Below are 25,043 nucleotides of genomic sequence, written 5' to 3'. Positions count from 1 at the left end.
GTAAATCAGCCGCTGGCTGCGATCATCAGTGGGTAGCGACCGCCCGCCAACAAGCAAACATCCCCATTATCGACAAGGGCATAGCCAGAGCAAATAACGCAAAACCCACGTGTGCTGCGTCACTTGCATTGATCTGACTTGAAAAGCCAACAAGTACGGCAAAAACGCCGAACAAGGCGGCGCCCATGGCATTACCCATCTGACGAACCGCTGTAAGCGCCGACGACCCTATCGCCCGGTCTGAATCGCCCAAACTTGCCAGAACTTGTCGATTGAGAAGACTGGACGACAAGCCAAACCCCAATCCGAGCACAATTGCGCTGGCACCAATACTCACCAGACCTCCCCGACTCAGCGTCATGGCCAGTAGGGCCGTGCCCAGTGCGACGCAAAGTCCACCTAGGCGAATACTCGCGTTGCGAATGCGCTGCGCCTGAAAGTTGGACACCAGCAAGCCCGCCAGCGTCCAGCTCATTGAGGGTATAGCCACCAGATAACCCGCATGGAGCGGCGTTAAACCGAAACGCGATTGCAGCAATGGCGGTGCGTACACCAAATAGCACGTTAATGCTGTGGTGAGTAAAAACATGGCACAGTAACCCGCGCCCACAGCAGAACCTCGCGCAACTACCCCCTGCGGCAGCAAACCGTTATCAATGCGGTTCTCACGCCAAAGGTAGCCTACGAGCAGCGTCAGGGATAACAGCAGACACGCAATCGACTCAGAAGTAGAATCACTGTTACTAGCCAGCCCCATTAACAACAGGCACGAACAGAGCAACGTCAACTGAACCCAATTTACCGCCGCTGCAGATTTGCTACGCGCGGTGTCGTCAAGCAGCCACAGTGATAACACGATAAGTAGCACCGACTGCACCGAGAACAACCAGAATACCCAGCGCCAGTCTCCGGCCTGAGCGAGCAGGCCGCCTAGTAGCGGGCTGACAATCGTCGCAATGCCCCAGATCGATGTCGCCAAAGCGAATACCCTGGCTACATGACGCTCTGGAAAGAGAAAAGCCACAGCCACCATCGCAAAGCCCGACAACCAACCGCCGCCAATCCCCTGTACCACCCGCCCCACGATAAATGCATAGATATCGCTGGCCATTGCACTCATCAAGCAACCGCATAAAAGCAGCACGCCAGCAACACCATTTGCGATACGCAGTCCTAACGTCTCACTCAAGCGGCCAGCGCTTGCACTGGCCAGCAACGCACCGAGCATGAAACCCGCCACCCCCCAACTAAAGAGGCCCTCCCCGCCCAGTTCGCGAGCAACACTGGGCATGATGGTGGCTGTGACTAAACTGTCTGCCGCGCCGGTCCACACAGCCATACCCAGAAACAACAAGCGCGACAGGCGCCCCTCAGAGAAAAGGTCTTGCCAGCTATTCACTATTTTTTCATTATGCATGGCGGCAATGATGACATAGCCGCACGCCAAGTGTGCAATAGCCCGCAAAACAATTTCTTGTGCCGCTAATTCATCTGGCGGCAATCTTGCGATGCAAGCCGCACACTGCCTTCTGTAGCGTTATATCAGATGCTTATGACTCTACTATTCGTACGGCTAGCACATTACATTCCGCATGATGTAGCACGCTGTTTGCCGTTGACCCCAGCAGCAAGCGGATACCGTGGCGACCGTGGCTACCAACCACAATGAGATCCGCATGATCATGTTTAGCCTTGGCCACAATCTCGTCTGGGGGGTAACCAAAACGCACATCGATCGATCCGCGCGTGATATCAAAGGGCTCAGCCAGTTTATCGAGCTCTTTAAATAGTATCTTGCGAATCTCTTCCTGATTATAGAGCTCGCTATCCAGCGGGCTCGCATAATAAGGAAAATCGCCGTAAAAAGTGAGTGCATGAGCTACATGTATCACGCTAATTTCGGCCTGGTACCGCGCAGCTAGAGCAGCGGCTTCCTCTAGCACCTGCTCAGCTTCATCTGACAAATCTACGGCCACGAGAATATTCGAGTAACCTTTCATACCGCATCTCCCGACAAAATTTCTACAGAAGTACTCAGGCTGGGCTCTACGGCCAATGCTCTGGATACGAAGCAACTTTTAGCGGTCTTACGTAAAAGGGACTCTGCGTCGACCTTACTGACACTTTCATCAATCTGAAGTACGCAATCCATGTTAAAAGCGGCAAAGCCAACCCCCGAGCCCACGCGATCCAGCACCCCCTCTGCACGACAGGCTATTTGTCTCCAGACAAAACCTTTCCGAGCGGCAACGTCACGAAAGGTAAGGATGTAACAATCCGCCAATGCCGCCAGCAACAGCTCTTCCGGCGACCAAGCATTGCCGGAACCGCCAAAGGCAGGCGGGGGTTCAACAATCAGGTTCGACTTGGCTCCACATTGGGTGACCACCAAACCGGTGTTCAGCGCCGAAGCAGCAACAGAATAATCCTGAGGCAATTGAACCATGGCAGATGCTCAATGCATCCGCTGTCGAATTCGGCGATAGCCAGCCTTCAACTCTTCTGCCAGTAGTTCAAGTGCTACACCCACATCCTCCGCACTTTCACTAGCGGCCTCTCCCACGTCCCGCGACTTACTTTTAAGGTGCTCCCAGCGCTTTTCCAATTCTTCCCATTCGTCATGAAGGTCGGCGGCAGCGAGATGCATGCGCACTCGAATTTCATCCCTTTCGGTTTTGATATTCTGCAACCAGTCTTCTTGGGTATTTTTGCTACTGTCCATAAATTTCACTCCTGAAAATGCCCTTGGTGCCGGGCTTGTGTCATTGAACCTGTATACGGTGACTGCTAGGGGCTGCCGGCTGTGGCTTTGGCAAGCTTAATGTCAGCGTCCCATTTTTAAAGGAAGCCGTGATGTCCTTGCCAGACACACCGTGACCAACCGAAAAGCTACGCGCATAGCTGCCGCTACGACGTTCGCGACGAATAACTCGTCCCTTTTCCTTCTCTTCGCTTTCCTCATGGCGCTCCGCTCGCAATGTCAGGATTCCATCGTCTAGTTCAACTGAAATATCTTCCTTACTAACACCGGGCAGGTCAGCCGTCAGCACGTATTTGCCGTCCCTCTCTTCGATATCGACTGAAGGGGAGAAAAAACCGTTTCGTTCTGCGTCATCGTCATGTCGCAGTCCGGAAAAGACATGGTCAAAAATATTATTTAAAGAATCTCGCGGTATAAGATGCATGATAACGCCTCCTATCATCTGTCCATTTGCCTGCATGGCTTACCATCCAAACTACTGCGTTGTTGCCGGGGAGACCTTGATCCGTATCAACAAAAGCACGGATAACTGGAGGCTGCACAGATTTATTGCCGTGCATGGATCGCCAGATCTATGCACGATAGGATGTTGCTGCTTGGTCGCGGCGATAAGAAACAGAGGTATTTATCGAAACCTAGATATTGATTAACCGCTTTTGCCGGTTGCCGCCATCACCAACACCATAGCGAACGCCAACGCCAATACACCCTCCTAGCCTGTAGCCAGACGCAAGAAAGAGTCGACCATCTTGACTCAGATCAATGTTCGATTCAGCCCAGCGTGCATCATAGACTAGGTAGTTCTGTGTTGGCTTAAAGGCATCACAATGAACGCTCAACAACGCTCTCCGAGCTGCCTTCGAGTACATTCCTTGCAAGAGGCAGTCAGTTAGACGCGGCAACGCGATCTCTAAGGGGCGCAGGGGAGCAGAAGATGAAAAAACCAGTGTCGCCTAAAATCGATAAACGCAATAGAGTGAACACACGAGGCACGGAAGGTTGCGCAGTCGAACATGGCGGTTTCACACCAAGCTATAGGTCATACCCGTCAACGCGCTACTTTACAGAGAGGTTCTGCGACGAAGATGTTAGACAGGCGATACGCGCGACAAAGCAAACATCAATCGCACCACTATCGGTTTATGTGAACATACCTTTTCTGGAAGATGTCAGTCACACGGGAAACACGCCGCAGATAAATCCGCGACATATTTCACCCGCGCGCACCTACCTTGATCACCTACAACGGGAAATTCGGCTGCAAGCTGCACTCTTTGGCGCCCGGCGACCTGTTACGCAGTTTTACGTTGGCGGCAGCGTGTTGACCACACTGGGCAATGCAGACTTAACTCATCTGGTACTCATGCTTTCCACTTCCTTGAACCTCATAGAGCTCGACAACCGCGAATATTCAGTTGATATCAACCCAGACACCGTCAATTTAGAGACGCTGGCGCTGTTGAAAGGGCTCGGATTCAACCGTTTGGTTTTTCGTATTCCCAAAACGACAACCGGTTCGTCGTCAGGAAGCTACCTTGCTCAGAAAGCCCACCACCTGGCTCAACTGACTGAAGCCGCGCGCGATCACGGCTTCAGGTCGCTGACCTATAGCATGCCTGTCGAGGAGTCCGGATCACCCCTGTCCGGTATCAATACAACGCTGGACACCCTGATCGAGCTGGCGCCTGATCGCATCAGCTATGACTGTTTTAGCGATAGCCATGTACAGCCACCTAATCTGCTGGTCTTTGATCATCATGTTCGATTAGGTACCAGTGAAAGACCGATGCTGAAAAACAAATTAATAGCCCGCTTGGATGACGCGGGCTATGAACATCTGGGTATGGAATGCTTTGTGCGCGCCGATGACGACCTAGCGGTGGCCCGCAATGAAGGCCGCTTGCAGCGTAATTTACAGGGTTACACCCTGAGCCTGGCCCCCGATTTGGTAGGCCTGGGGGTTTCCGCCATCAGCGGCCTACCCGACTGCTATGTGCAAAATACCAGCTCGGTTCATCACTATTATGGATGTCTTGAGCAGGATATCCTGCCCGTCGTAACAGGGCGTTACTTGAACACTAACGATTTGGTTCAACGCTTCGTTATTATGTCTCTGATCTGTAACTTGTCAGTCGATACAAATGCAGTCTACAAGGAGTTCGGCGTACCATTTTTTGAGTTCTTTTCCGATAAATATCAAGCAGTTGAAAATCTAGAAGAGAATGGTTTGCTCACCAGACATGGCAGTACTCTTCAAGTTACGACCCAGGGGCAGCGACTATTGCGGAAAGTATGTATGGCGTTTGATGCATACCTCACCGATCATTAGATTAAGCCCCGCCAAGTCACTCAACGGCTATACTGGACGGTAAAAATCAATGGTTGCGCACAAGGCCATGACACATACAAGCAAGGACGCAGACAAAGACACACTTCGAGAGGGCTGTGCCAAAGACGGCTTTGAACACTGCCGAAACTGTCTGTTAGGTGCTATTTGCCTGCCCATTGCCCTAACTTCTAAAGATGTTGATCTCCTCGACAACATCATCGAGCGCAAACACCCACTCCAACGCGGAGAGCATCTGTACCGCGAAAAAGACCATTTTAGCGCGGTATACGCGGTTCGCAGTGGTGCCATCAAGACCTACCATATCACTGATGATGGACAGGAACAGGTCAATGGTTTCTTTTTCCCCGGTGAGATAATCGGCATGGACGGCATTGGTTGCGGACGATTCTGTAGCTCAGCTACAGCTCTGGAAACCACCAGTGTGTGCGAAATACCCTTTGAAAAGCTTGGTGAACTAAGTACACGGCTGCCCAGTCTACAACGTCATTTCTTCCAGCTGATGAGCCAGGAAATCACCGAAGATCAGAAGCTGATAACCCTCTTGAGTAAGAGTAGCTCCGAGCAACGCCTTGCCGCGCTGTTGCTTAGTGTCTCCGCTCGCAATGCACGCAGGAACCTCTCGGAGACGCGTTTTAGGCTACCAATGTCACGCACCGATATTGGCAACTATCTGGGGTTAACGGTGGAAACGGTAAGCCGACTATTCACCCGGTTTTCCCACAACGGCCTGCTAACCGTGGACAACAAGGAAGTGGCCCTGCTCGACTTAGACCGGCTACGCCATGTAGCCAGCGTCAATCGCTACAAAGCCTGACCCGCTCAAATCCAAAACCCGTTACGACCCGACCGCCAATCAGTTCTTCTCTTGATCTAGAACAAGCTACCGTCTCGGCTTTGTACTTACTATAACTTATCAACCACACCCCAACGGACGCTCGCCTGTGGTCGGCCTGTTTATCAGCGACTAACGGGCTAAGTAGCCAGGGGCGAAACAAAAGGCAGCATATAGTGAAGATCCTCGCTTTGAACGCTGGCAGCTCCAGCTTGAAATTCGCCTTGTTTGACATGGCCGTCGAAGATTGTCGCCTTGTCAAAGCAGAATTTGAGAATTTCAAAGACGGCCACTGTGTACTCCACTTTCGTCTCGGTGGAGAAAATAGTGATGAGCAAATACGATCGGAACCCCTGGCATCGATTGAAGAAGCGATCCAGTGCGTACCAACACTGTTGCAGGAATGGGGATATAGCCAAATTGATGCCATAGGACACAGGGTAATTCACGGCGGCGAGCGATTTACAAAAGCAACGCTAATCGATTCAGAAGTTCTGCAGTATATCCAATCTTGCACTCCACTGGCCCCACTACACAATCCTGCCAATTTGGCTGGCATCACCACCAGCAAAAAGATCTGGCCAAGCGCGCCCCAAATAGCGGTTTTCGATACAGCATTCCATCACAGCCTTCCGGTAGCCGCATATACCTACGCCATCCCTTCGGCTTGGAGAAAAGCTGGAGCGAGGCGTTACGGCTTCCATGGCATCTCACACCAATACGTGGCGATGCGAACCGCTCAAGCATGGCAGTCGCCGATTGAAAATCTGCGCATTATCAGCTGCCATCTGGGCAACGGATCGAGCCTGTGCGCCATTGAAAATGGAACATCCGTGGACACTTCGATGGGGATGTCTCCCTTAACCGGATTGGCTATGGGCACCCGCTCTGGGGACGTTGACCCCGGTCTATTCAGCTATCTATCCAGGCAATGCGGACTGGACATAAACACGATAGAACAGCAGCTCTACACCGATAGCGGTTTAAAAGCGCTTGGCGGCAGCCCGGACTTGCGCAATCTTGAGCAATGGGCTGCTCAAGGTAATCTCGACGCGCAGCTTGCTATTGAGGTCTATGCTTATAGTGCACGCAAATACTTGGGGGCCTTTGCGGCAGTTCTAGGAGGAATAGACGCCGTGGTTTTTACCGGTGGTATCGGCGAGAACTCCGCCACTATGCGGCAACGCATCTGCGATCGGCTACAGGTTATCGGGCTCGAGATCGACGATGCAAGGAACCGGAAAGTACGGCTCAGGGCGTTTGAAGCGCCGGAAATCGCCAGCAGCCAATCTAGGGTCCGTATATTTGTTACAAAAACCTGTGAACAACTCATGATTGCCAAAGAAGTACTAACAGCAATCGAGGGTAGCTCCGCGCTACCACATGCTGTCTGCCAAACACGTCAAGGAAACCTCTATGAATAATGTCACAACGGCGCGTGCCTCGTACCATGGCACGGTGACGGAAGAAGAACTAAAGGCATTGGACGCCTATTGGCGCGCTTGTAATTTTCTGGCAGCCGGCATGATCTATCTACAGGACAACCCATTGCTAAGGCAACCGTTGCGCGTTGAGCATATTAAACGACGCTTGCTTGGACACTGGGGAGCCAGCCCGGGCCTGTCATTTATGTATGTTCATATGAATCGGTTGATCAGCAAGCTAGATCTAAACGCAATTTTCCTGGCCGGCCCCGGACATGGTGCACCTGGTGTAATTGCGCCCGTTTATCTAGAGGAAACGTACTCTGAGATCTACCCGGATATCAGTCAGGACAGCACAGGCCTGCAACGTCTTTTTAAGCAGTTCTCATTTCCCGGCGGCATTGGCAGCCACTGCACGCCAGAGTTGCCTGGGTCTATTCACGAAGGGGGAGAGTTGGGCTACAGCCTGTCTCATGCGACCGGTGCTGTATTTGATAACCCGGACTTGATTTGTGTGGCGGCAGTTGGCGACGGCGAAGCAGAAACTGGCCCATTGGCTACCTCCTGGCATTCAGGAAAATTCATCAACCCAATACGAGATGGCGCAGTTCTACCTATACTGCATTTAAACGGCTACAAGATTAACAATCCTACGCTGCTATCACGCATACCCCACGCAGAACTTGAGGCACTTTTCAAAGGTTACGGCTGGAAACCACATTTCGTTGAAGGTAACGAGCCGATGGCAATGCATCGCAGCATGGCCGAAACAATGGAAACCTGTATCAACGAAATCCGTGCGCTGCAAAGCACCGCACGCCAAGCGGGAAACGCATGCCGCCAAGTGTGGCCAATGATTGTGCTGCGCTCCCCCAAAGGATGGACCGGCCCCAAAACCGTCGATGGTAACAAGATCGAAGGTTTTTGGCGTGCACATCAAGTACCGCTAAAAACGGTGCACCAAAACCCCGAGCATCTGCAACTTCTGGAGGAGTGGTTACGCAGCTACCGCCCGGAAGAATTGTTCGATGAAAACGGCAGTCTGATCCCAGCATTGCGGGCACTGGCGCCACGAGGGCTGCGACGCATGAGCGCCAACCCACATACCAACGGTGGCCTGCTGAAACGTAACCTGCGCATGCCAGACTTTCGCGACTACGCGGCAACCGTGGCTAAGCCCGCAACTTCGGCGGCAATGAATACCCGCCCACTCGGCGCCATGCTGCGCGACATTATGCAGATGAACAACCGTAATTTCCGCGTATTCGGTCCTGACGAAAACACTTCCAATAAACTCGACGCTATTTACGAGGTCAGCAAGAAGCTCTGGCTAGCAGAGTACTTGCCCGAGGATGCCAATGGAGGTGAATTGAGCCCCGATGGCCGGGTTCTGGAAATGCTGTCCGAGCACACGTTAGAGGGATGGTTAGAAGGCTATGTATTAACCGGTCGGCACGGCTTTTTCGCAACGTATGAAGCGTTTGTACACGTTATAGACTCGATGTTTAATCAACATGCAAAATGGTTGGCGATTGCTGAAAAACTATCTTGGCGAGCCCCTATAGCGTCACTAAACTTACTGATTACCTCAACTGTGTGGCGCCAGGACCACAATGGATTCACCCATCAGGATCCAGGTTTTCTCGATCTTGTTGTCAACAAAAGCCCAGCGGTTACACGTATTTATCTACCACCGGATGTAAACTGTCTGCTATCGACAGCCGATCACTGCCTGCGAAGCCACAACGACATCAATGTCATTGTCTGCGACAAGCAAGCACACATTCAATATCTGGATATCGACAGCGCGATTGCACACTGCACCAAAGGCCTGGGTATCTGGACATGGGCCAGCAACGACGCCGGGGAAGAACCCGATGTAGTGATGGTGGGCTGTGGTGACATCCCAACGAAAGAGGCACTCGCTGCCACGGCACTGCTGCGCGAAACCTTTCCTACGCTGAAAATTCGCTTTATCAATGTCGTCGATTTGTTTCGCTTAACACCGAACAGTGAACACCCGCACGGGCTTTCCGATAGTGATTTCGACAGCCTATTCACTGCAGACAAGCCCGTCATCTTTAATTTTCACGGCTATCCGTGGCTAATCCACCGGCTTGCATACCGGCGCAATAATCACCGCAACCTGCATGTCAGGGGTTATGTTGAACAGGGCAATATCAACACCCCTCTGGAACTGGCCATAGAAAACCGTATAGACAGGTTTAGTCTCGCTATCGAGGTTATCAACCGAGTACCAGGGCTGAATGTCGCAGGTGCGCATGCCAAGCAAGCCTTTCGGGATCAGCAGATTTCATGCCGCCAATACGCGCACACCCACGGCACCGACATGCCTCAAATCGACGACTGGGTCTGGCCCTTTTAACGAAACCGCAGCGGCGCGAAGGCAGCGCATTGCGCTGTATTCAGCACCCTCACAAGACAATCGTTTTCTGTGGAAAAGCAGAAAACCAGCGGATGAAACGGAGGTTGTTATGGCTCAATTGACATTCTACGGTGCCGTAGCCGGCGTAACCGGCTCCATGTACCTGCTTGAAATCGATGATGCTTGCCTGCTGCTGGACTGCGGGCTCTTTCAGGGCCGCCGCGAGGAGGAGGACGCCAACCGGAAGCCGCTGCCGTTCGACGCTTCCCGGATCGATGCCGTCGTGTTATCCCATGCGCATTTGGACCACTCCGGTCGACTGCCGCTACTGATGGCGCAAGGGTTCGAAGGACCGATCTACATGACTCGCCCTTCCTGTGATTTAATCGACGTGCTTTTGAAAGACGCAGCGTCGTTACAGGAACGCGATGTGGAGTGGGAAAATAAACGTCGACGCCGCGCAGGAAAAGAGACGATAGAGCCACTCTATCGGCTCGATGATGTGGAAGAAGTTCTAGATCATTGCCAGGGCATTCCCTATCACCACCGCACGCACATCGCCGACGGCGTCGATGTAAATTTTGTTGATGCCGGGCATATACTCGGCTCGGCGATAGTCGAATTATTTATCAATGAGCGAGGCGTTGAGAAGAAGCTGGTTTTCTCAGGCGACCTAGGCAACTCTCAGGCCGCCTTGCTGCGCGACCCGGACACGGTTGATACCGCGGATGTACTGCTACTGGAATCCACCTACGGCAACCGCGACCATCGCTCAATGGAAACCACGCTGCAAGAGTTTGAAGACGTCATCGAAACGGCATCTCGCAATGGAGGGAACATTCTCATCCCCTCTTTTGCGGTGGGCCGCACTCAGGAAATTATTTTCAGACTAGGCGAGCTCTATCAACAGGGCAAGCTTCGACATATGGCCATATACCTCGACAGCCCAATGGCAATAGCGGTCACCGAAATCTACCACCGGTATCAGGATATTTATAATACTGAAGACAAAGCCGCGATAGACTCAACGGCTTCAACGCACCCTACGAAACAAAAAAGCCTGCATACTTTTCTGCCAGTGCTTCGCTACTCTACCTCCACCGAAGAATCGATGGCGCTGAACCAAGTGGAGCGTGGCGCCATCATCATTGCCGGCAGCGGAATGTGTAACGGCGGGCGGATACGACATCACCTCAAACACAATCTCTGGCGTCAGCAATCCCATGTTATCTTCGTGGGCTTTCAGGCCATTGGTACACCGGGCCGCGCACTGGTCGACGGCGCAAGGCATTTCAAGATCGCCGGCGAAGAGGTTGTCGTGAGAGCCACCATTCATACGCTGGGCGGCTTTTCCGCCCACGCCGGGCAAAGCCAGCTCGTGGATTGGCTGCGTCATTTCAAAGGCAAAAAGCCCAGACTTTTTCTGGTACACGGTGAAGACGAAGCAAAAAACGCCTTGGCCGCACTGGTAAAACGCGAGGGCTGGCAACCACAGATTCCAGGACCGGGAGAAACTGTCAGTTTTTGAGCGTAAACGGCAGTCGGTTTTATTGCAGCCTCGCGAGCCTTTGAATCCCACAAACCCTCAACAGGCTGCCGGAATGCGCAGTGAACCACCCCCTACCGCTAGCGGACTTGAAGAACTGGACGAAAAACTTTTACAGGCAGTCAGCGCAAAGCTGAGCAGTAGCAGTGAAATAAGTATGCCCCAGCGGCGGCCATATGCACCCTTCATTGTCTCTTATCCCATCTACATTAATGACGCAGAATTCTCCCACACGACGACCTGACCATAACTGGCAGCGCGAGGGCAGATTTTTTTAGGATTTAGGACAATCTCGGTACGCTACAACGGCTCTTGATCATCAACAGGCTAAGGCGGGCTGCGCCGCTTGATCCAAACGCTACCGCGTTTGGCGAACGGAGACGTTCTTTCGGTCGAACACCCCTCACAAACAAAAAAGGCCCCACTCTTGCGAGTCTCGGCTTGAAATTGGCGTCTACGGCGAAAGGACGATTGATCATCAACAGGCTAAGGCCTGCTGATGCCCTGCGGGCTGCGCCGCTGCGCGGCTTGATCCAAACACTACCGCGTTTGTCGAACGGAGACGTTCTTTCGGTCGAACACCCCTCGCAAACAAAAAAGGCCCCACTCTTGCGAGTGGAGCCTTTTTTGTTTGTATGGCGCGCCCGGGACGCCGCCTGGTTCGTAGCAAAAAGTATCTGCATACTAGTAATACTCACCAAAGCTCTCCAACAGACCTTAATTTGCACTAACTATCTGTCAAAGCTTGCTTTTTATGGCCATTGCACTACTTTAAAACTATATTAAAACGTGACATTTTTCTATTTTACGAACTCTTCAAACGCAATTCCCAGTGCGACAACAACCACGCCGTAGGCACCAACTGCCAGAATTGTTTTACTAAAAATGGCCGAAGCCTTGTCTGCACTCCCTTCTCCCAGATACTTGCCGCCACGCACACTGCCGCCAATAATTAACATTAGGGCTACGCCAAATAGCAGCGTAGTTACCGGAATAATCAGATTGACGGCTGCGAGCGCCGTGATACCAACATAGTTGCCAATGAAAATCCCGTCGACAATCGAAGCCGAAGTTAAAGCGAGCAACCCCAGCAGCGACGGCAACAGATACTTGAAGAATGTCGGAATGATTGCGCCATTCAGCGCGTGGTCATCGACAGCGTATTCGCTATGCAGCCTGGTTTGGTCAGCTTCTGACATGCGTCATCTCAAAGTGAATATGGCTTTGCCGCAACGATCACCGGCAGAAGCAGAACTTACGCTACTGCGAGCAGGCGTCCATGGCATCAGCAAAGATCGCAAGACCTTCGTCAATCAGCGCATCGTCGATGGTGAGTGCAGGCAGGAAGCGAATCACATTGCCGTAGTACCCGCAGCTCAGCAGCACTAAACCGCGTTGGTAAGCTTCGGCGACGATAGCTTTGGTCAGCTCGACCGCCGGCTTGGTAGCATCGCCGTCTTGCACAAGTTCAATCGCAATCATGGCTCCGCGGTCGCAACGCACCTCGCCAATACTATCGGGATGCTTCGCCTGCAGTGCGCGCAAGAGCTCGCCGAAGCGCGCAGCGATTCGATTCGCAGCCGCCGTTAGCTGTTCTTGTTCTATGGTTTCGATAACCGCCAGCGCGGCAGCACAGCCGATGGGTGAACCGCCGTAGGTGCCCCCCAAGCCGCCCGGCAAAGCCCCATCCATAATATCGGCCTTGCCCACCACCGCCGCCAACGGAAACCCGCCGGCCATACCCTTTGCCGTGGTCATCAGGTCGGGCTCGATACCTGAATATTCGCTGGCAAAGAACTTGCCGGTGCGTGCAAACCCGGTTTGAATCTCATCGGCGATCAAAACGATGTCGTGCTGGTCGCATAAACTGCGCAACGCCTGCATGAACTCGTCCGGCGCCGGATAAAATCCGCCCTCGCCCTGCACCGGCTCGACGATAATCGCTGATACGTCTTCGGGCGCGATATCGACTTTGAACAGCGTGTCCAGAGCCGCCAACGATTGCTGCACTGAGATACCGTGATACGCCATTGGAAATGGTGCATGAAAAATCTCGCCGGGAAACGGACCAAACAAGTTCTTGTAAGGGGTGATCTTACCGGTCATCGCCATCGCCAACTGGGTACGGCCGTGAAAGCCACCATTGAAGGCGATCACACCACGCCGCCGGTTGTAAGCGCGGGCAATCTTGACACAGTTTTCGACAGCCTCGGCGCCGGTGGTGACAAAAATAGATTTCTTCGGTGTATCGCCCGGCGCCAAACGGTTTAGCTGCTCGGCGAGCAATACGGCGGAATCATAGGGGGTCACCATCACGCAGGTGTGACTGAAGCGTTCAAGCTGGGACAGCACGGCCGCCTTGACCCGCGGGTGCAGGTGCCCGGTATTGCACACAGCAATGCCCGTACCGAAATCGATATAGCGCTTGCCTTCCACATCCCACATTTCGGCGTTGTCCGCACGATCAATATAGACCGGAGCAACATTGCCCTGTCCACGCGCAATGGCATTTTCCTTGCGCTGCTGCCACTCAGCGTTGCTTACCGTCATTTGTCGATGCCTCCCATGCACATATATTTTATTTCCAGGTAGTCATCGAGACCGTATTTTGAGCCTTCGCGCCCCTGCCCGGATTCCTTGACCCCACCGAAGGGGGCCATCTCATTGGAGATCAGCCCTTCATTAATACCCACGATGCCGTATTCCAGAGCTTCACCCACACGCCAGCAGCGACCGATGTCGCGTGAGTAAAAGTATGCGGCCAGACCAACTTCGGTGTCGTTGGCCATCGCAATAGCTTCTTCTTCGGTATCAAACCGAAATACCGGCGCCACCGGCCCGAAGATTTCCTCACGAAACACCCGCATGGTGTTGGTCGCGCCGGTCAGAATTGTGGGCTCGACAAAGCACGCGCCCTTACTCGCCACATTGCCGCCAATGCATACCTCGGCTCCCTGTGATGTCGCGTCATCGATCAATCCCCGCACATCCGCAGCAGCGCTCTCGTTGATCAACGGTCCGATGGCAATCCCCTCTTCGGTACCGTCGCCGACGCGTAACTCTGCGACCGCGGCCCGCAACTTCTCAACAAACACATCATGGACACCCGTCTGGACCAATATGCGGTTGGCACAAACACAGGTCTGACCGGCATTGCGGTACTTGCTGACCATAGCCCCCTGCACCGCGGCATCGAGATCAGCATCGTCGAATACGATAAACGGTGCGTTGCCACCCAATTCCATCGAGGTGCGTTTCACGGTACCGGCGCAATCAGCGATCAGTTTTTTGCCAACCTCGGTGGATCCGGTAAAGCTCAGCTTGCGCACAATGGGGTTGGCGGTGAGTTCAGCGCCTATGGCCTGAGTATTACCCGCCAGTATATTAATGACGCCCGCGGGTATCCCGGCGCGCTCTGCCAGTTCCGCCAGAGCAAGGGCCGAGAACGGCGTCTCGTTGGCGGGTTTGCACACCACGGTACAACCGGCCGCCAGAGCCGGCGCAATTTTGCGGGTGAGCATGGCGTTGGGAAAGTTCCAGGGCGTGATGCAAGCCACCACACCGACGGGTTGTTTGACGCAGACAATGCGCTTATCTGCCGCAGGTCCCGGAATAGTATCGCCATACACCCGCTTGGCTTCCTCGGCGAACCACTCGATATAATTGGCACCGTAGGCGATTTCGCCAGCCGCCTCGGACAGCGGCTTGCCCTGCTCTGCGGTAAGAATTTTGGCCAGGTCCTGCTGATTGTCCATGACCAGATCGAACCAGCTACGCAGCAGTCCACCGCGTGCTTTTGCTGTGAGCGCCTGCCAAGCAGGCAGCGCCGCGCTTGCAGCGTCAATCGCCCGCCGGGTTTCCGTCTGCCCGCAGGCAGCGACCTCTGCAATCACGTTACCGGTCGCGGGATCTTTTACCGGGCGTGTACTAGCGTCATCCGCATCACACCACCCACCGTCAATATAGGCCTGCGTGCGCAAAAGTGATCTGTCCGCCAACTGTAAACTCATGTTATATCAGCCTGATGCTTTTCGTTGTTAACCTGCTTAAGAAATGTCGTCATCCACCGCACTACCGGCTCTTCGTCACGCTCTATAGTGCTGTCAATGAGCGAACTCAATCCCCGGTCTGCAACGTCCTCCGGAATAACCACGCCTTTACGCAGACTCACCAACTCTCGTTCAAACTTTGAGGTAAATTCCGGATGCGCCTGAAGGGTCAGCACCGCATCCCCGTAGGCGAGCGCGGCATATTTGCAAAATGTCGAACTCGCCAACACACAGGCTTGCTCAGGCAGATTGACCACCTGATCCTGATGCATCGCATTCAAAGTGAATTCTTTTAGCTGCGTGCCAGCAAGCTTGTGTGCCGCAACCACCTGATACCGTTGCAACCCAACTCCCCAACCATCGCTATACTTTTCAACCCGCCCACCAAGCGCCTCAGCAATAATCTGATGGCCAAAGCAAATACCCAATAGTGGTCGTCCCTCCGCGTAAACATCACGCACAAATTGCTTGAGTCGATCTATCCACTGAAAACCGTCGTACACACTGAATTTTGAACCCGTGATTAGCCAGGCATCACATTGCTGAACGCTGTCGGGGAAACAATCATCCCGCACATCAAACACTTCGTAGGCAAACGTCTCACCAGCACGATTAAACAGCTCAATGAACATGTCGGCATAGCTGCCGTACTCGTCACGCAACTCATCTGGGGTAATCCCAGCCGCCAGAATTCCAACCTTTAGCGTTGTGATTGCCACAGGCTTCGCCTCACAACTGGCCGAGATAGGTGTCGTACTCGATATCTGGAATCCATCGCTGCATCTTTTCGAATTCCTGCTGTTTAACGGCAGAAAACACTTTGACAAAGGTATCGCCAAGATAATTAACGTGTACGCTGCAGTTGGTGAAATTGTGTATCGCGTCAGTCCAGTTACGCGGCAACGCGGGACCGGTGGTGCCAGGCTGCCGATTATCAAGATCATTGGCATCGCCTTCTGTCGCAGCGGGTGGTTGCAGTTTGTTGTCAATGCCATGCAAGGCCCCCTCCAAGACCGTGGCGAGCGCAAGGTAAGGGTTGGCGTCGGCACCGGCAACGCGATGCTCGATACGGCGCGCGGCATGCGGGCTGTCCGGCACACGAATCGCGACGGTTCTATTTTCGTATCCCCAACAAGCCAACGTCGGTGCGTGCGAACCCGGCATGAAGCGGCGGTAGGAATTTTGATGCGGCGCAAGTATCAGCATGCTGTCGGCCATGGTATCGATCAGTCCGGCAATCGCCTGCTGCAGCAGGCCGCTGCCGTGATCACTACCATCATCAAATACATTGCTGCCGTCGCCATCCAATAAACTGAAATGTACATGCATGCCATTACCGCTGTGCTCTGTATAAGGTTTGGCCATAAACGTTGCTGCGTGACCGTGCTTGCGGGCGACCCCTTTGACCAGGCGCTTAAACATCACCGCGTGATCTGCAACACGCAAGGGGTCATCCCCGTGCTCGAGATCGATTTCGTACTGTCCGGGTCCGAATTCGGAAATGATGGTTTGTGTGGATATGCCCTGCTGCTTGCAGGCTTCACGCACCTCCGCAAAAAACGGCGCCAGCGCATCGAGTTCATCCATGGAATAACCATCAATTTCTGAGACCTGACGCCCGTGTCCATCAGTCAATACCGGGGGCTTCGGGCGCTGCGTCGTCTCTGAACTTCCATCCAGTAAATAAAACTCGAGTTCCAACGCCACCACTGGATACATACCGCGAGCGTGATATTGCGCAACCACGTGATTCAGTACCTGCCGCGGATCGGCCAGGAACGGCGTGCTATCGGCGTTAAACATCGTCGCCAGCACCTGCTGACGGGGAGGTTCCAGCCACGGCGCTGGCACTGGCTGGTCCGTTACCGGCAGACAGATGCCATCGCTGTCCCCGGTTTCGAAGACCAAGCCATTATCAATAACGTCGCTACCCCAGAAATCGACACCCAACACCGAACGCGGCATTTTCACACCATCGACAGCCAACTTGTCGCCGCTGCCCGCTGGCAGCCTCTTGCCTCTGAGGTTACCGTTCAGATCGGTAACGAAGACATCGATCTCGTTTTCTTTTTCAACGGCCATATATTCATCTACAAGTCGCGTAAAATTCAGCTATAATGTGATCACATTTATCCGGGTAAAGTCAATGGACAAGAAATCGCCGCTCAACATCATCCCTGACCCGCGCGATCAGACGGAGACAGTGACGCAGTGGGTATATCGAACCCTGCGAGATGCCGTGATGAACGGCACTGTGCTCCCCGGTCGCGCGCTCACCATCAGGGAGTTGGCTGCACTACTCGACGTCAGCGCCATGCCGGTTCGAGAAGCCTTGCGCCTTCTCGCCGCAGAAAATGCCCTCGAACTGCTGGGCAACCGCCGGGTTATCGTGCCCGAGATGAGCGCGATGAAATTCGCCGAATTGTGTGAAGCCCGCATTGCACTTGAGACGCACGCCGCGGCGCGCGCGATGCCCTATATTGACAGTCGCAGATTCGACGACCTAACCGAGCTGGATGCAAGGATCGATGAAGCGCAGGCCGAAGGAGACCTCATCAAAATAACCCAGCTCAATCAGCAATTTCACCGTACGCTATACCTGGCAAACCCCCATGATATTACCCAGCCACTGATAGAGAGTTTGTGGCTACAGCTTGGACCGTTTATGCGATTGGCTATGGCAAATCTGGCCGATCACTACATCGCAGACCGCCACAAGGAAGCACTCTCTGCTATCGCGAAAAGCGATGCCTACGCTCTAAAAATGGCGATTACCAGCGATATACGCGACGGACTGGCGTTCGCTGCCGACCCGCATTTATTGCAAAGCTTTGTCATCCAGTCGAGGCAGGACACCAATGCATGAGCAGGAAAACAGGACCTAATCACCACTTTTGTGATCACATTTTCCTTGACAACCTCTTTTTGTGATCACATTATTCATCGCCTGACTCAAACCAATCAACAGGGGCAGCCATGACCCAGTCAACATTGACGCCATCGACAAGCACTGCAGAAATTCAAGCCATGGACGCTGCTCATCACATACACCCTTTCAGCAATAGCGGAGCATTGAATCGTCTGGGCTCGCGCGTTATCACTCGCAGCGAAGGCGTTTATGTCTGGGATTCCGAGGGTAATAAAATCCTCGATGGAATGGCCGGCCTGTGGTGCGTGAATATGGGCTACGGCCGCCAGGAATTGATTGATGCCGCCACCCGGCAATTGGGCGAGCTCCCCTTCTACAACACGTTTTTTCAAACCACCCATACACCAGCGGTGGATTTAGCGGCCTTGATAGCCAGTGTCACCCCCGGCGATCTCAATCACGTGTTTTTCGCCAATTCGGGCTCTGAAGCCATCGACACGATTATCCGCACTACCCGTCAGTACTGGCAAATTCAGGGAAAACCTTACAAGCATATTCTCATCAGCAGAGAGAACGCCTACCACGGCAGCACCGTCGGCGGCGCAAGCCTCGGCGGCATGTCGGCGATGCACAAGCAGGGTGCGCCCACGCTGCCGGGCATCGAGCATATCCGCCAGCCCTACTGGTACGGTGAAGGTGGCGATCAATCTCCAGAAGATTTCGGACTCGCCTGTGCCCAGGCGCTGGAAGATCGCATTCTTGCCGTCGGCCCGGACAATGTTGCTGCGTTTATCGCGGAACCCGTGCAGGGCGCCGGTGGTGTCATCGTGCCACCGGCAAACTACTGGACCGAGATTCAGCGGATATGCAGAAAGTACGATGTACTGTTGGCAGCCGATGAAGTGATCTGTGGCTTTGGCCGCACCGGTAGCTGGTTTGGCAGCCAAACGCTAGGCATTGAACCGGATATCATCTCCATGGCCAAAGGCCTGTCCTCCGGCTATCTACCGATAGCGGCAGTGGCAATAGGCGACCGGATTGCCAACGCGCTGCTGGAATGGGATGACGAGTACGCACACGGCTTTACCTATTCCGGCCACCCCGTCGCAGCCGCCGTCGCAGCCGCGAATATCCGCCTCATGCAGAGCGAAAACATTATCGATTACGTGGCTTCGGACATCGGACCCTACTTTCAGAAGCAGTTGCGGGACACATTGGCGAACCACCCGCTGGTGGGTCACATCGAGGGGCTAGGTCTGATGGCGGGCATTGCGTTGGTCAAAGACAAATCGACCAGGGCCCTGTTCAGCGATGATGTAAACATCGGGCTGATCTGCCGAAACCACTGTTTTAACAATGGCTTGATTATGCGCGCCGTGGGCAGTCGCATGGTGTTGTCACCACCGCTAATCATTACACACGAGCAAGTTGATGAGCTTGTTACCAAGGCCAAGCACTGCCTGGACCTGACGATGAAAGACGTCAACGCGGGCTAATATTCCGATTACGAGCGAGTGACGCAAACCATGAAGACTTATGCCGAGTGGCAGCACCTCAGCCGCACTCTCACATTTAACGGTCAAGCGTATATCAACGGCAAGTTCCAACCACCACAACGTGGTGAGTATTTCCCGAGTGTCAATCCGGCGACCGAGGAACATCTCGCGGACATCGCCGCCTGCGACGAGACGGATATCGACCTGGCCGTGCAAGCTGCGAGCACTGCTTTTCAAAACGGCGAGTGGTCAAATGCCGCACCGAAACAGCGCAAGCAGGTATTGCTGAAACTGGCAGACTTGATTGAAGCGCATCAAGAGGAATTAGCCCTCACCGACACGCTCGATATGGGCAAGCCCATCTCGGAAATGATGTCGATTGACCTACCGGATACCATCGACTGCTTTCGCTGGACCGCGGAATGCATCGACAAGGTGTATGGCGAAATTGCCCCGACCGGTCCAGACACACTGGCGTTGATCAAGCGTGAACCCGTCGGCGTGGTCGGTGCGATCACACCATGGAACTACCCGCTGATGATGATCGCCTGGAAGATTGCACCGGCATTGGCCGCGGGTAACAGCGTCGTCCTAAAACCGTCGGAAAAAGCGTCGCTGAGCGCTATCCGACTCGCACAATTAGCCTCCGAAGCAGGCATCCCAGCCGGCGTGTTAAATGTTGTGCCCGGCTCGGGGCAGACGGCCGGAAAAGCCCTCGCATTACACAAAGACGTGCAAGTGCTTGCCTTTACCGGCTCGACTGCAGTCGCGGCACTGCTCATGCAGTACGCAGGCCAATCCAATATGAAGCGAGTCTGGCTTGAGGCCGGTGGCAAGTCACCCAATTTAATATTTGCAGACTGCACCGACATCGAAGCTGCTGCCACAAGTGCAGCTGCCGCAATCTTTTCAAACCAGGGTGAGGTGTGTATCGCCTGCTCGCGCGTGTATGTTGAGAAGAAGATTAAAGCACCGTTTTTGGAAGCCCTGCTGAAAGCTGCCGAGCATTTCCAACCCGGGGATCCCTTAAATCCGAGCACCACCATGGGACCGATGGTTGATCGCGCGCAATTGGCAACAGTAGAACGCTATATCGAGTCAGCGCGAAATGAAGGTGGCAACTTGCTGATGGGCGGAGCATCCGATTACCTTCCAGGCAATGGCTTTTATGCAACCCCAACCATCGTATCCGACGCGACCAACGATATGACCTTCGTCAAAGATGAGATCTTTGGTCCAGTGCTCGCGGTGGGCGAGTTTGAAACAGAAGAGGAAGCTATCGCACTAGCCAATGATAGCGCTTACGGGCTCGGCGCCGCCGTCTGGACCGGCAACCTGTCCCGAGCGCATCGAGTCAGCGACAAACTGCAATGCGGCATGGTTTGGGTCAACACCTGGGGCGAAGGCGATACTACAGTGCCCTTCGGCGGCGTCAAAGCTTCCGGTAACGGTCGCGACAAATCATTGCATGCACTCGACAAATATACCGACCTGAAAAATGTGTTGATCAGATTGTAGGGCCGCAAACGCGGCCACACGACTGACATGATGACAAGCATTTCAACGATTATGTCTGTTGCAGCCTCGATATCTACTCAAACGCAACAAATGGCAAATTCAGTCCGTCAGCCACCGCTTTACACGTCAGTTGTTTATCGATGATGTTGAGGCCGTTACGTATGTGCTTATCTTTTTTCAACGTGTCCAACACACCGTCGTTTGCCAGTCGGATTACGTATGGCAAGGTCGCGTTGGTCAGCGCAAGCGTGGACGTTCGCGCCACCCCTCCGGGCATATTGGCGACACAGTAATGAACGATACCGTCAACGGTATAGATGGGGTCTTCATGCGTGGTGGGCGTACTGGTTTCAAAGCAACCGCCCTGATCAATAGCCACATCGACCAGCACCGAGCCCTTCTTCATTAGCTGCAACATTTCGCGCGTCACCAACTTGGGCGCTGCTGCACCGGGCAACAACACCGCACCAATCACGAGATCAGCCAACCCAAGGTAGTGCTCAATACCTTGTGTGGTGGAATATACCGTAGTGATGCGATCAGTCCACAGATCGTCGATGTATCGGAGTCGGTCAAGGTTACGATCAAGCATGGTGACATTCGCGCCCATGCCGATGGCCATCCGCGCGGCATTCAAACCAACCACCCCGCCGCCGAGCACCAATACATTGGCAGGGGGAACGCCCGGAACACCGCCCAGCAGCACGCCTGAACCGCCTCGTGCGATTTCCAGACAATGCGCCCCTTCCTGCACCGCCATGCGCCCCGCCACTTCTGACATTGGCGCTAACAAGGGCAGGCGACCAATATCATCGGTCACTGTTTCATACGCGATACAGGTGGCACCACTGGCCAATAGATTTTCAGTGAGTGCACGATCTGCTGCTAGATGCAGATAGGTGAAAAGCGTGTGGCCATCGCGTAGCAACCTGCACTCCTCTGGCTGTGGCTCCTTCACCTTAACGATCAATTCGGCAGCGTCAAACACTGCAATATTGTCAGACACGACGCGTGCGCCAGCAGCGCGGTACTGCTCATCACCAAATCCGATTCCGGCACCAGCACCCGCTTCCACCGTGACTTCGTGATTGAGCTCCGTGAGCTCGCGAACGCTAGCTGGGCTCAGACCGACACGATACTCGTGATTTTTGATTTCCCTGGGGACACCTATACGCATGATTTTTCACCTAACTCAGACCCTTGACATAAGTGAAAACTCTACACATTTGCCACAGAATATATTCTTTAATATTCATGTTTATCAGGTTATATAATTTATATTTTTACTTAAGCAGCATTTTTTATCGTAAAATGACGATATGGCAGAAAATAAACTATCGACAATCGATCTTAATATTCTTCGTGTTCTGCAGGAAAACGGGCGGATGACCTATTCCGCACTAGCTGAGGAGGTGGGCCTGAGTACCTCGCCGTGTATGGAGCGCGTCAAAAAGCTAGAGAGGCTGGGCGTTATTCGCGGCTACCACGCTCAGGTGGACCCAGAAGTGCTGAATGCAGGACTGGTGGTGTTGGTACAAATCCGTCTCGACCGAAAATCTCGCAATATCTTTCGCGAGTTCAGTAAAGCCGCTGCGCGGCTGCCCCAGGTTCAGGAATGCTTTCTGGTATCGGGCAATTTCGACTACCTGATCAAAGCACGGGTTGCAGACATGCGAGAGTACCGCGATTTTCTCGGCGACACCCTGCTAACCTTGCCCGGCGTACTGGAATCAACAACTTACGTCGTCATGGAAGAAGTCAAAGACACGCCCGTGATCTCTATTGAGCGGGCGATGCAAAATTAAATTGTTACCGAGGGCTTTACCGATAAAAGCCCTCGCTGATCGATGTCGGAATTGCAACGTTTCCCTGGAGATGTCGCTGGCTTAGGGAAATTGCAGGAGACAAGCCAGGGCACCTTTACCCCAGTTCAGCCACCGCACGATAAGCTGCATCGATCGCGCTGTGCACGTATGCCTGAGCCTCGGAGTCGCTGTTGGCGATGCTGATTCGCCCGATCGGTGCGCGACCGAGTTCATGGGGTGCCTGACCTTCCTCCCATTGCGGATCGTAACGATCCAGATAATCATAGGTATAGCCGTGCGACCAGCGATTGACCGTAATCGCTGCAATATCGCGTTCTGCGTCAAAGCCCTGTTCGCCAAACATCTCGGTGAGTTGTTTTTTGATCTCGCTCTCAAAAGTCGCAAACGGCGTGCTGTAAAGTTTGTATCGGCCAAGGCGGTAGGCATCCCGGGCAGACTGTCCATCAGCGATGCGTGGCGACGGTGTATGCCCCATCCACAGCACCATCGGATCATTCTCATCAGTCTTGCCGTTATAGTCACCGAGGCTTACTGGTGCAGATTTCATCACCGACACGAAATAGCTACCTGGACAGGTATACTGCGCTGGACCCATAGCCTGTATCGCAGCACTTCTCCGCAACAGCACATTAACCATGACCAATGGAATTTTGACGCCGTACCTGAGGTGCTCTTTTTGCGCTTCGGGCATTTCCGGGCACAGGTGCGGAATAATACCGTTATAGCAAGCCAGAATGCAGTGCCTGGCCGACACGGTAAGCGCGTTCCCGTCCTGCACATAGGAAACCTCCACACCGTCCTTGGAATTCACCACGTTAACGGCGGTGCTATTTAGCCTCAGGCGGACAGGCGCATCAGATCGGTCGAGCTGACTATAATCAAAACGTGCAGTGACGATGTCGTCCATGGTATTGCCGGGCGCGACGTTTGGAATAAGATGACGAACCAGCAGCCGCGGGATCGAGGCATTTCCGTCAGGAAACATGGGAAAGGACACCTTCGAGCTCACATATCCAAAAACCCTGGTAAAGAGTTTACCCACCAGCCCAAGGCTCCTGGCCCCCGGCATGCCAAGCAAGAGCGCTTCGGATACCGAAGGGCATTCTGCACCCAGGCCCCAAAAGAGCTTTATGAAGGGCTCAAACAATGTCGCCGTTTCCGGCGTCAACCCCGCTCGACTGGTAAGGAATTCCATGTACGAGGTCGCTTCGATGTAACGCTTGGTTTCCAACAGCGACAATTCTTCGGTTAGATCTTTCTCACCCGCTATCAACGCAATTAGCCGCTGCTGTTGCTCGTCCGGCAACTGGAGAGATTGCACCATCTGGCGCCAGTCGCCCAAACCCAGCCACACGCCCCACCAATTACCTAAGACAGATCTGGATTTCCCGAAGTGTTCCTTGCCGAGAAAGACCCCATGTTCCGAGTGGAGTGTGTGAAGAACGAAATCGTTTTCACATGCCGCACCGAGCTTTTTTATGTCCACACCAATTTCGTCAATGAAGGCATTGACGTCATCGCTAAAATTCAGGGTCTCCAGATTTTGACTTCCACCTGCACCTAGCAACATGCGCCCATCGATATGAAATTCATTGCGCTTGGCATGGCCGCCAAAATCGTCATGATTATCGAGTATCAATATTCGACTTTCGGGCCCGTGTTGCTTGCGATACAGATAGGCCGCGGCCAAGCCCGAGATGCCGGCACCGACAACGATAAGGTCGTACTCCTCGTCTAAGCTCGTGTATTTCGACGGCTTCTCACCACGCCACGCCATTGCGTGGGCCACTTCAAAAGACCCGTCATGACTGCCGCGCATGCCGGTCAGCGTTGGCGGATAATAGCTGCTGTCTATTATTGGGGGGGAACCATGGGGCGCGCCGAGCGACAGCAATTCTCGCGGTGACATCGCAGCACCAGCGGCAAGCGCGAGCATAGCGCCGTCAAGAAAGTCCCTACGCTTAATGTGGCGACTCATAATACTAC

Annotated in this window: 22 protein-coding genes; 9 read left to right on the top strand and 13 right to left on the bottom strand. The window is 53.6% G+C overall.

Translation table 11 applies throughout. The features are described from left to right. Positions 1 to 25: 25 nt before the first annotated feature. The 6 genes from AC222A_RS00210 to AC222A_RS00185 form a co-directional block, all read right to left on the bottom strand. Positions 26 to 1,399, bottom strand: coding sequence for an MFS transporter (locus AC222A_RS00210; protein ID WP_372758369.1), 1,374 nt, complete (start codon positions 1,397 to 1,399; stop codon positions 26 to 28). Positions 1,400 to 1,550: 151 nt separating this feature from the next. Beyond that, a complete protein-coding gene (locus AC222A_RS00205) occupies positions 1,551 to 2,000 on the bottom strand; it encodes a universal stress protein (protein ID WP_372748325.1) in 450 nt (149 codons plus the stop codon). Next, on the bottom strand, positions 1,997 to 2,446 hold the full coding sequence (locus tag AC222A_RS00200) for an OsmC family protein (protein WP_372748324.1): 450 nt from the start codon (positions 2,444 to 2,446) through the stop codon (positions 1,997 to 1,999). The genes AC222A_RS00205 and AC222A_RS00200 overlap by 4 nt, the downstream gene beginning before the upstream one ends. A 9-nt stretch (positions 2,447 to 2,455) precedes the next feature. Next, positions 2,456 to 2,722, bottom strand: a complete 267-nt coding sequence (locus AC222A_RS00195) for a hypothetical protein (RefSeq protein ID WP_372748323.1) — start codon at positions 2,720 to 2,722, stop codon at positions 2,456 to 2,458. 40 nt (positions 2,723 to 2,762) lie between these two features. Further along, positions 2,763 to 3,185, bottom strand: coding sequence for an Hsp20/alpha crystallin family protein (locus AC222A_RS00190; RefSeq protein ID WP_372748322.1), 423 nt, complete (start codon positions 3,183 to 3,185; stop codon positions 2,763 to 2,765). A 211-nt stretch (positions 3,186 to 3,396) separates the two neighbouring features. Then, the gene (locus tag AC222A_RS00185; protein WP_372748321.1) at positions 3,397 to 3,600 is read right to left on the bottom strand and encodes a hypothetical protein; all 204 of its coding nucleotides are present in this window, start codon (positions 3,598 to 3,600) and stop codon (positions 3,397 to 3,399) included. A gap of 305 nt (positions 3,601 to 3,905) precedes the next feature. Here AC222A_RS00185 and AC222A_RS00180 point away from each other — a divergent pair, with 305 nt between their 5' ends. The 5 genes from AC222A_RS00180 to AC222A_RS00160 all read left to right on the top strand — a co-directional run bounded on the left by AC222A_RS00180 (position 3,906) and on the right by AC222A_RS00160 (position 11,281). Beyond that, positions 3,906 to 5,090 (top strand): oxygen-independent coproporphyrinogen III oxidase, encoded by a 1,185-nt coding sequence (locus tag AC222A_RS00180; protein WP_486774532.1) that lies wholly within the window; start codon positions 3,906 to 3,908, stop codon positions 5,088 to 5,090. A 49-nt stretch (positions 5,091 to 5,139) separates the two neighbouring features. Continuing rightward, positions 5,140 to 5,925, top strand: a complete 786-nt coding sequence (fnr, locus tag AC222A_RS00175) for a fumarate/nitrate reduction transcriptional regulator Fnr (RefSeq protein WP_372758371.1) — start codon at positions 5,140 to 5,142, stop codon at positions 5,923 to 5,925. A 194-nt stretch (positions 5,926 to 6,119) separates the two neighbouring features. Beyond that, complete coding sequence (locus AC222A_RS00170; RefSeq protein ID WP_372764418.1) at positions 6,120 to 7,367, top strand: acetate/propionate family kinase; 1,248 nt, start codon at positions 6,120 to 6,122, stop codon at positions 7,365 to 7,367. Then, complete coding sequence (locus AC222A_RS00165) at positions 7,360 to 9,753, top strand: phosphoketolase family protein (protein WP_372764419.1); 2,394 nt, start codon at positions 7,360 to 7,362, stop codon at positions 9,751 to 9,753. Before AC222A_RS00170 ends, AC222A_RS00165 begins: the two co-directional genes overlap by 8 nt. A 109-nt stretch (positions 9,754 to 9,862) precedes the next feature. Further along, on the top strand, positions 9,863 to 11,281 hold the full coding sequence (locus tag AC222A_RS00160) for an MBL fold metallo-hydrolase RNA specificity domain-containing protein (RefSeq protein WP_486774531.1): 1,419 nt from the start codon (positions 9,863 to 9,865) through the stop codon (positions 11,279 to 11,281). 818 nt (positions 11,282 to 12,099) lie between these two features. Here AC222A_RS00160 and AC222A_RS00155 read toward each other — a convergent pair. From AC222A_RS00155 to AC222A_RS00135, 5 genes are all read right to left on the bottom strand, one after another. After that, complete coding sequence (locus AC222A_RS00155) at positions 12,100 to 12,498, bottom strand: MATE family efflux transporter (RefSeq protein WP_372809272.1); 399 nt, start codon at positions 12,496 to 12,498, stop codon at positions 12,100 to 12,102. A gap of 61 nt (positions 12,499 to 12,559) precedes the next feature. Then, positions 12,560 to 13,849, bottom strand: coding sequence for a 4-aminobutyrate--2-oxoglutarate transaminase (gene gabT, locus AC222A_RS00150; protein ID WP_372747220.1), 1,290 nt, complete (start codon positions 13,847 to 13,849; stop codon positions 12,560 to 12,562). Further along, the gene (locus AC222A_RS00145; protein WP_372782791.1) at positions 13,846 to 15,309 is read right to left on the bottom strand and encodes an NAD-dependent succinate-semialdehyde dehydrogenase; all 1,464 of its coding nucleotides are present in this window, start codon (positions 15,307 to 15,309) and stop codon (positions 13,846 to 13,848) included. The genes gabT and AC222A_RS00145 overlap by 4 nt, the downstream gene beginning before the upstream one ends. Beyond that, positions 15,306 to 16,067, bottom strand: coding sequence for a glutamine amidotransferase-related protein (locus tag AC222A_RS00140; protein ID WP_372747218.1), 762 nt, complete (start codon positions 16,065 to 16,067; stop codon positions 15,306 to 15,308). The genes AC222A_RS00145 and AC222A_RS00140 overlap by 4 nt, the downstream gene beginning before the upstream one ends. Before the next feature lie 10 nt (positions 16,068 to 16,077). Next, positions 16,078 to 17,430, bottom strand: a complete 1,353-nt coding sequence (locus AC222A_RS00135; protein WP_372747217.1) for a glutamine synthetase family protein — start codon at positions 17,428 to 17,430, stop codon at positions 16,078 to 16,080. 64 nt (positions 17,431 to 17,494) lie between these two features. Here AC222A_RS00135 and AC222A_RS00130 point away from each other — a divergent pair, with 64 nt between their 5' ends. From AC222A_RS00130 to AC222A_RS00120, 3 genes are all read left to right on the top strand, one after another. Beyond that, positions 17,495 to 18,214 (top strand): GntR family transcriptional regulator, encoded by a 720-nt coding sequence (locus AC222A_RS00130; RefSeq protein WP_372747216.1) that lies wholly within the window; start codon positions 17,495 to 17,497, stop codon positions 18,212 to 18,214. A 110-nt stretch (positions 18,215 to 18,324) separates the two neighbouring features. Beyond that, positions 18,325 to 19,713, top strand: coding sequence for an aspartate aminotransferase family protein (locus AC222A_RS00125; protein ID WP_372747215.1), 1,389 nt, complete (start codon positions 18,325 to 18,327; stop codon positions 19,711 to 19,713). Between the two features lie 30 nt (positions 19,714 to 19,743). After that, positions 19,744 to 21,231 (top strand): aldehyde dehydrogenase, encoded by a 1,488-nt coding sequence (locus tag AC222A_RS00120; RefSeq protein ID WP_372747214.1) that lies wholly within the window; start codon positions 19,744 to 19,746, stop codon positions 21,229 to 21,231. 73 nt (positions 21,232 to 21,304) lie between these two features. On the opposite strand, the gene ald is transcribed toward AC222A_RS00120, so the two are convergent. Then, positions 21,305 to 22,408: an alanine dehydrogenase gene (gene ald, locus AC222A_RS00115; protein WP_372747213.1), complete on the bottom strand. Its 1,104-nt coding sequence runs from the start codon at positions 22,406 to 22,408 to the stop codon at positions 21,305 to 21,307. Between the two features lie 142 nt (positions 22,409 to 22,550). Here ald and AC222A_RS00110 point away from each other — a divergent pair, with 142 nt between their 5' ends. After that, positions 22,551 to 23,036 carry an Lrp/AsnC ligand binding domain-containing protein gene (locus AC222A_RS00110; protein WP_372747212.1) on the top strand — a complete coding sequence of 162 codons (486 nt, stop codon included), beginning with the start codon at positions 22,551 to 22,553 and terminating at the stop codon, positions 23,034 to 23,036. Between the two features lie 115 nt (positions 23,037 to 23,151). On the opposite strand, the gene AC222A_RS00105 is transcribed toward AC222A_RS00110, so the two are convergent. Beyond that, positions 23,152 to 25,035 (bottom strand): NAD(P)-binding protein, encoded by a 1,884-nt coding sequence (locus AC222A_RS00105; RefSeq protein WP_372747211.1) that lies wholly within the window; start codon positions 25,033 to 25,035, stop codon positions 23,152 to 23,154. Positions 25,036 to 25,043: the final 8 nt, after the last annotated feature.

This window comes from Litorivivens sp., assembly GCF_057445395.1.
This window is presented reverse-complemented; position numbering and strand designations above follow the sequence as displayed.

Bases quoted from the DNA above. Each gene is read 5' to 3' on its own strand.
- AC222A_RS00105 (WP_372747211.1), bottom strand. From the start codon at position 25,035: ATGAGTCGCCACATTAAGCGTAGGGACTTTCTTGACGGCGCTATGCTC.
- ald (WP_372747213.1), bottom strand. From the start codon at position 22,408: ATGCGTATAGGTGTCCCCAGGGAAATCAAAAATCACGAGTATCGTGTC.
- AC222A_RS00190 (WP_372748322.1), bottom strand. From the start codon at position 3,185: ATGCATCTTATACCGCGAGATTCTTTAAATAATATTTTTGACCATGTC.
- AC222A_RS00110 (WP_372747212.1), top strand. From the start codon at position 22,551: ATGGCAGAAAATAAACTATCGACAATCGATCTTAATATTCTTCGTGTT.
- AC222A_RS00125 (WP_372747215.1), top strand. From the start codon at position 18,325: ATGACCCAGTCAACATTGACGCCATCGACAAGCACTGCAGAAATTCAA.
- AC222A_RS00195 (WP_372748323.1), bottom strand. From the start codon at position 2,722: ATGGACAGTAGCAAAAATACCCAAGAAGACTGGTTGCAGAATATCAAA.
- AC222A_RS00120 (WP_372747214.1), top strand. From the start codon at position 19,744: ATGAAGACTTATGCCGAGTGGCAGCACCTCAGCCGCACTCTCACATTT.
- AC222A_RS00130 (WP_372747216.1), top strand. From the start codon at position 17,495: ATGGACAAGAAATCGCCGCTCAACATCATCCCTGACCCGCGCGATCAG.
- AC222A_RS00200 (WP_372748324.1), bottom strand. From the start codon at position 2,446: ATGGTTCAATTGCCTCAGGATTATTCTGTTGCTGCTTCGGCGCTGAAC.
- gabT (WP_372747220.1), bottom strand. From the start codon at position 13,849: ATGACGGTAAGCAACGCTGAGTGGCAGCAGCGCAAGGAAAATGCCATT.
- AC222A_RS00160 (WP_486774531.1), top strand. From the start codon at position 9,863: ATGGCTCAATTGACATTCTACGGTGCCGTAGCCGGCGTAACCGGCTCC.
- AC222A_RS00155 (WP_372809272.1), bottom strand. From the start codon at position 12,498: ATGTCAGAAGCTGACCAAACCAGGCTGCATAGCGAATACGCTGTCGAT.
- AC222A_RS00165 (WP_372764419.1), top strand. From the start codon at position 7,360: ATGAATAATGTCACAACGGCGCGTGCCTCGTACCATGGCACGGTGACG.
- AC222A_RS00135 (WP_372747217.1), bottom strand. From the start codon at position 17,430: ATGGCCGTTGAAAAAGAAAACGAGATCGATGTCTTCGTTACCGATCTG.
- fnr (WP_372758371.1), top strand. From the start codon at position 5,140: ATGGTTGCGCACAAGGCCATGACACATACAAGCAAGGACGCAGACAAA.
- AC222A_RS00205 (WP_372748325.1), bottom strand. From the start codon at position 2,000: ATGAAAGGTTACTCGAATATTCTCGTGGCCGTAGATTTGTCAGATGAA.
- AC222A_RS00145 (WP_372782791.1), bottom strand. From the start codon at position 15,309: ATGAGTTTACAGTTGGCGGACAGATCACTTTTGCGCACGCAGGCCTAT.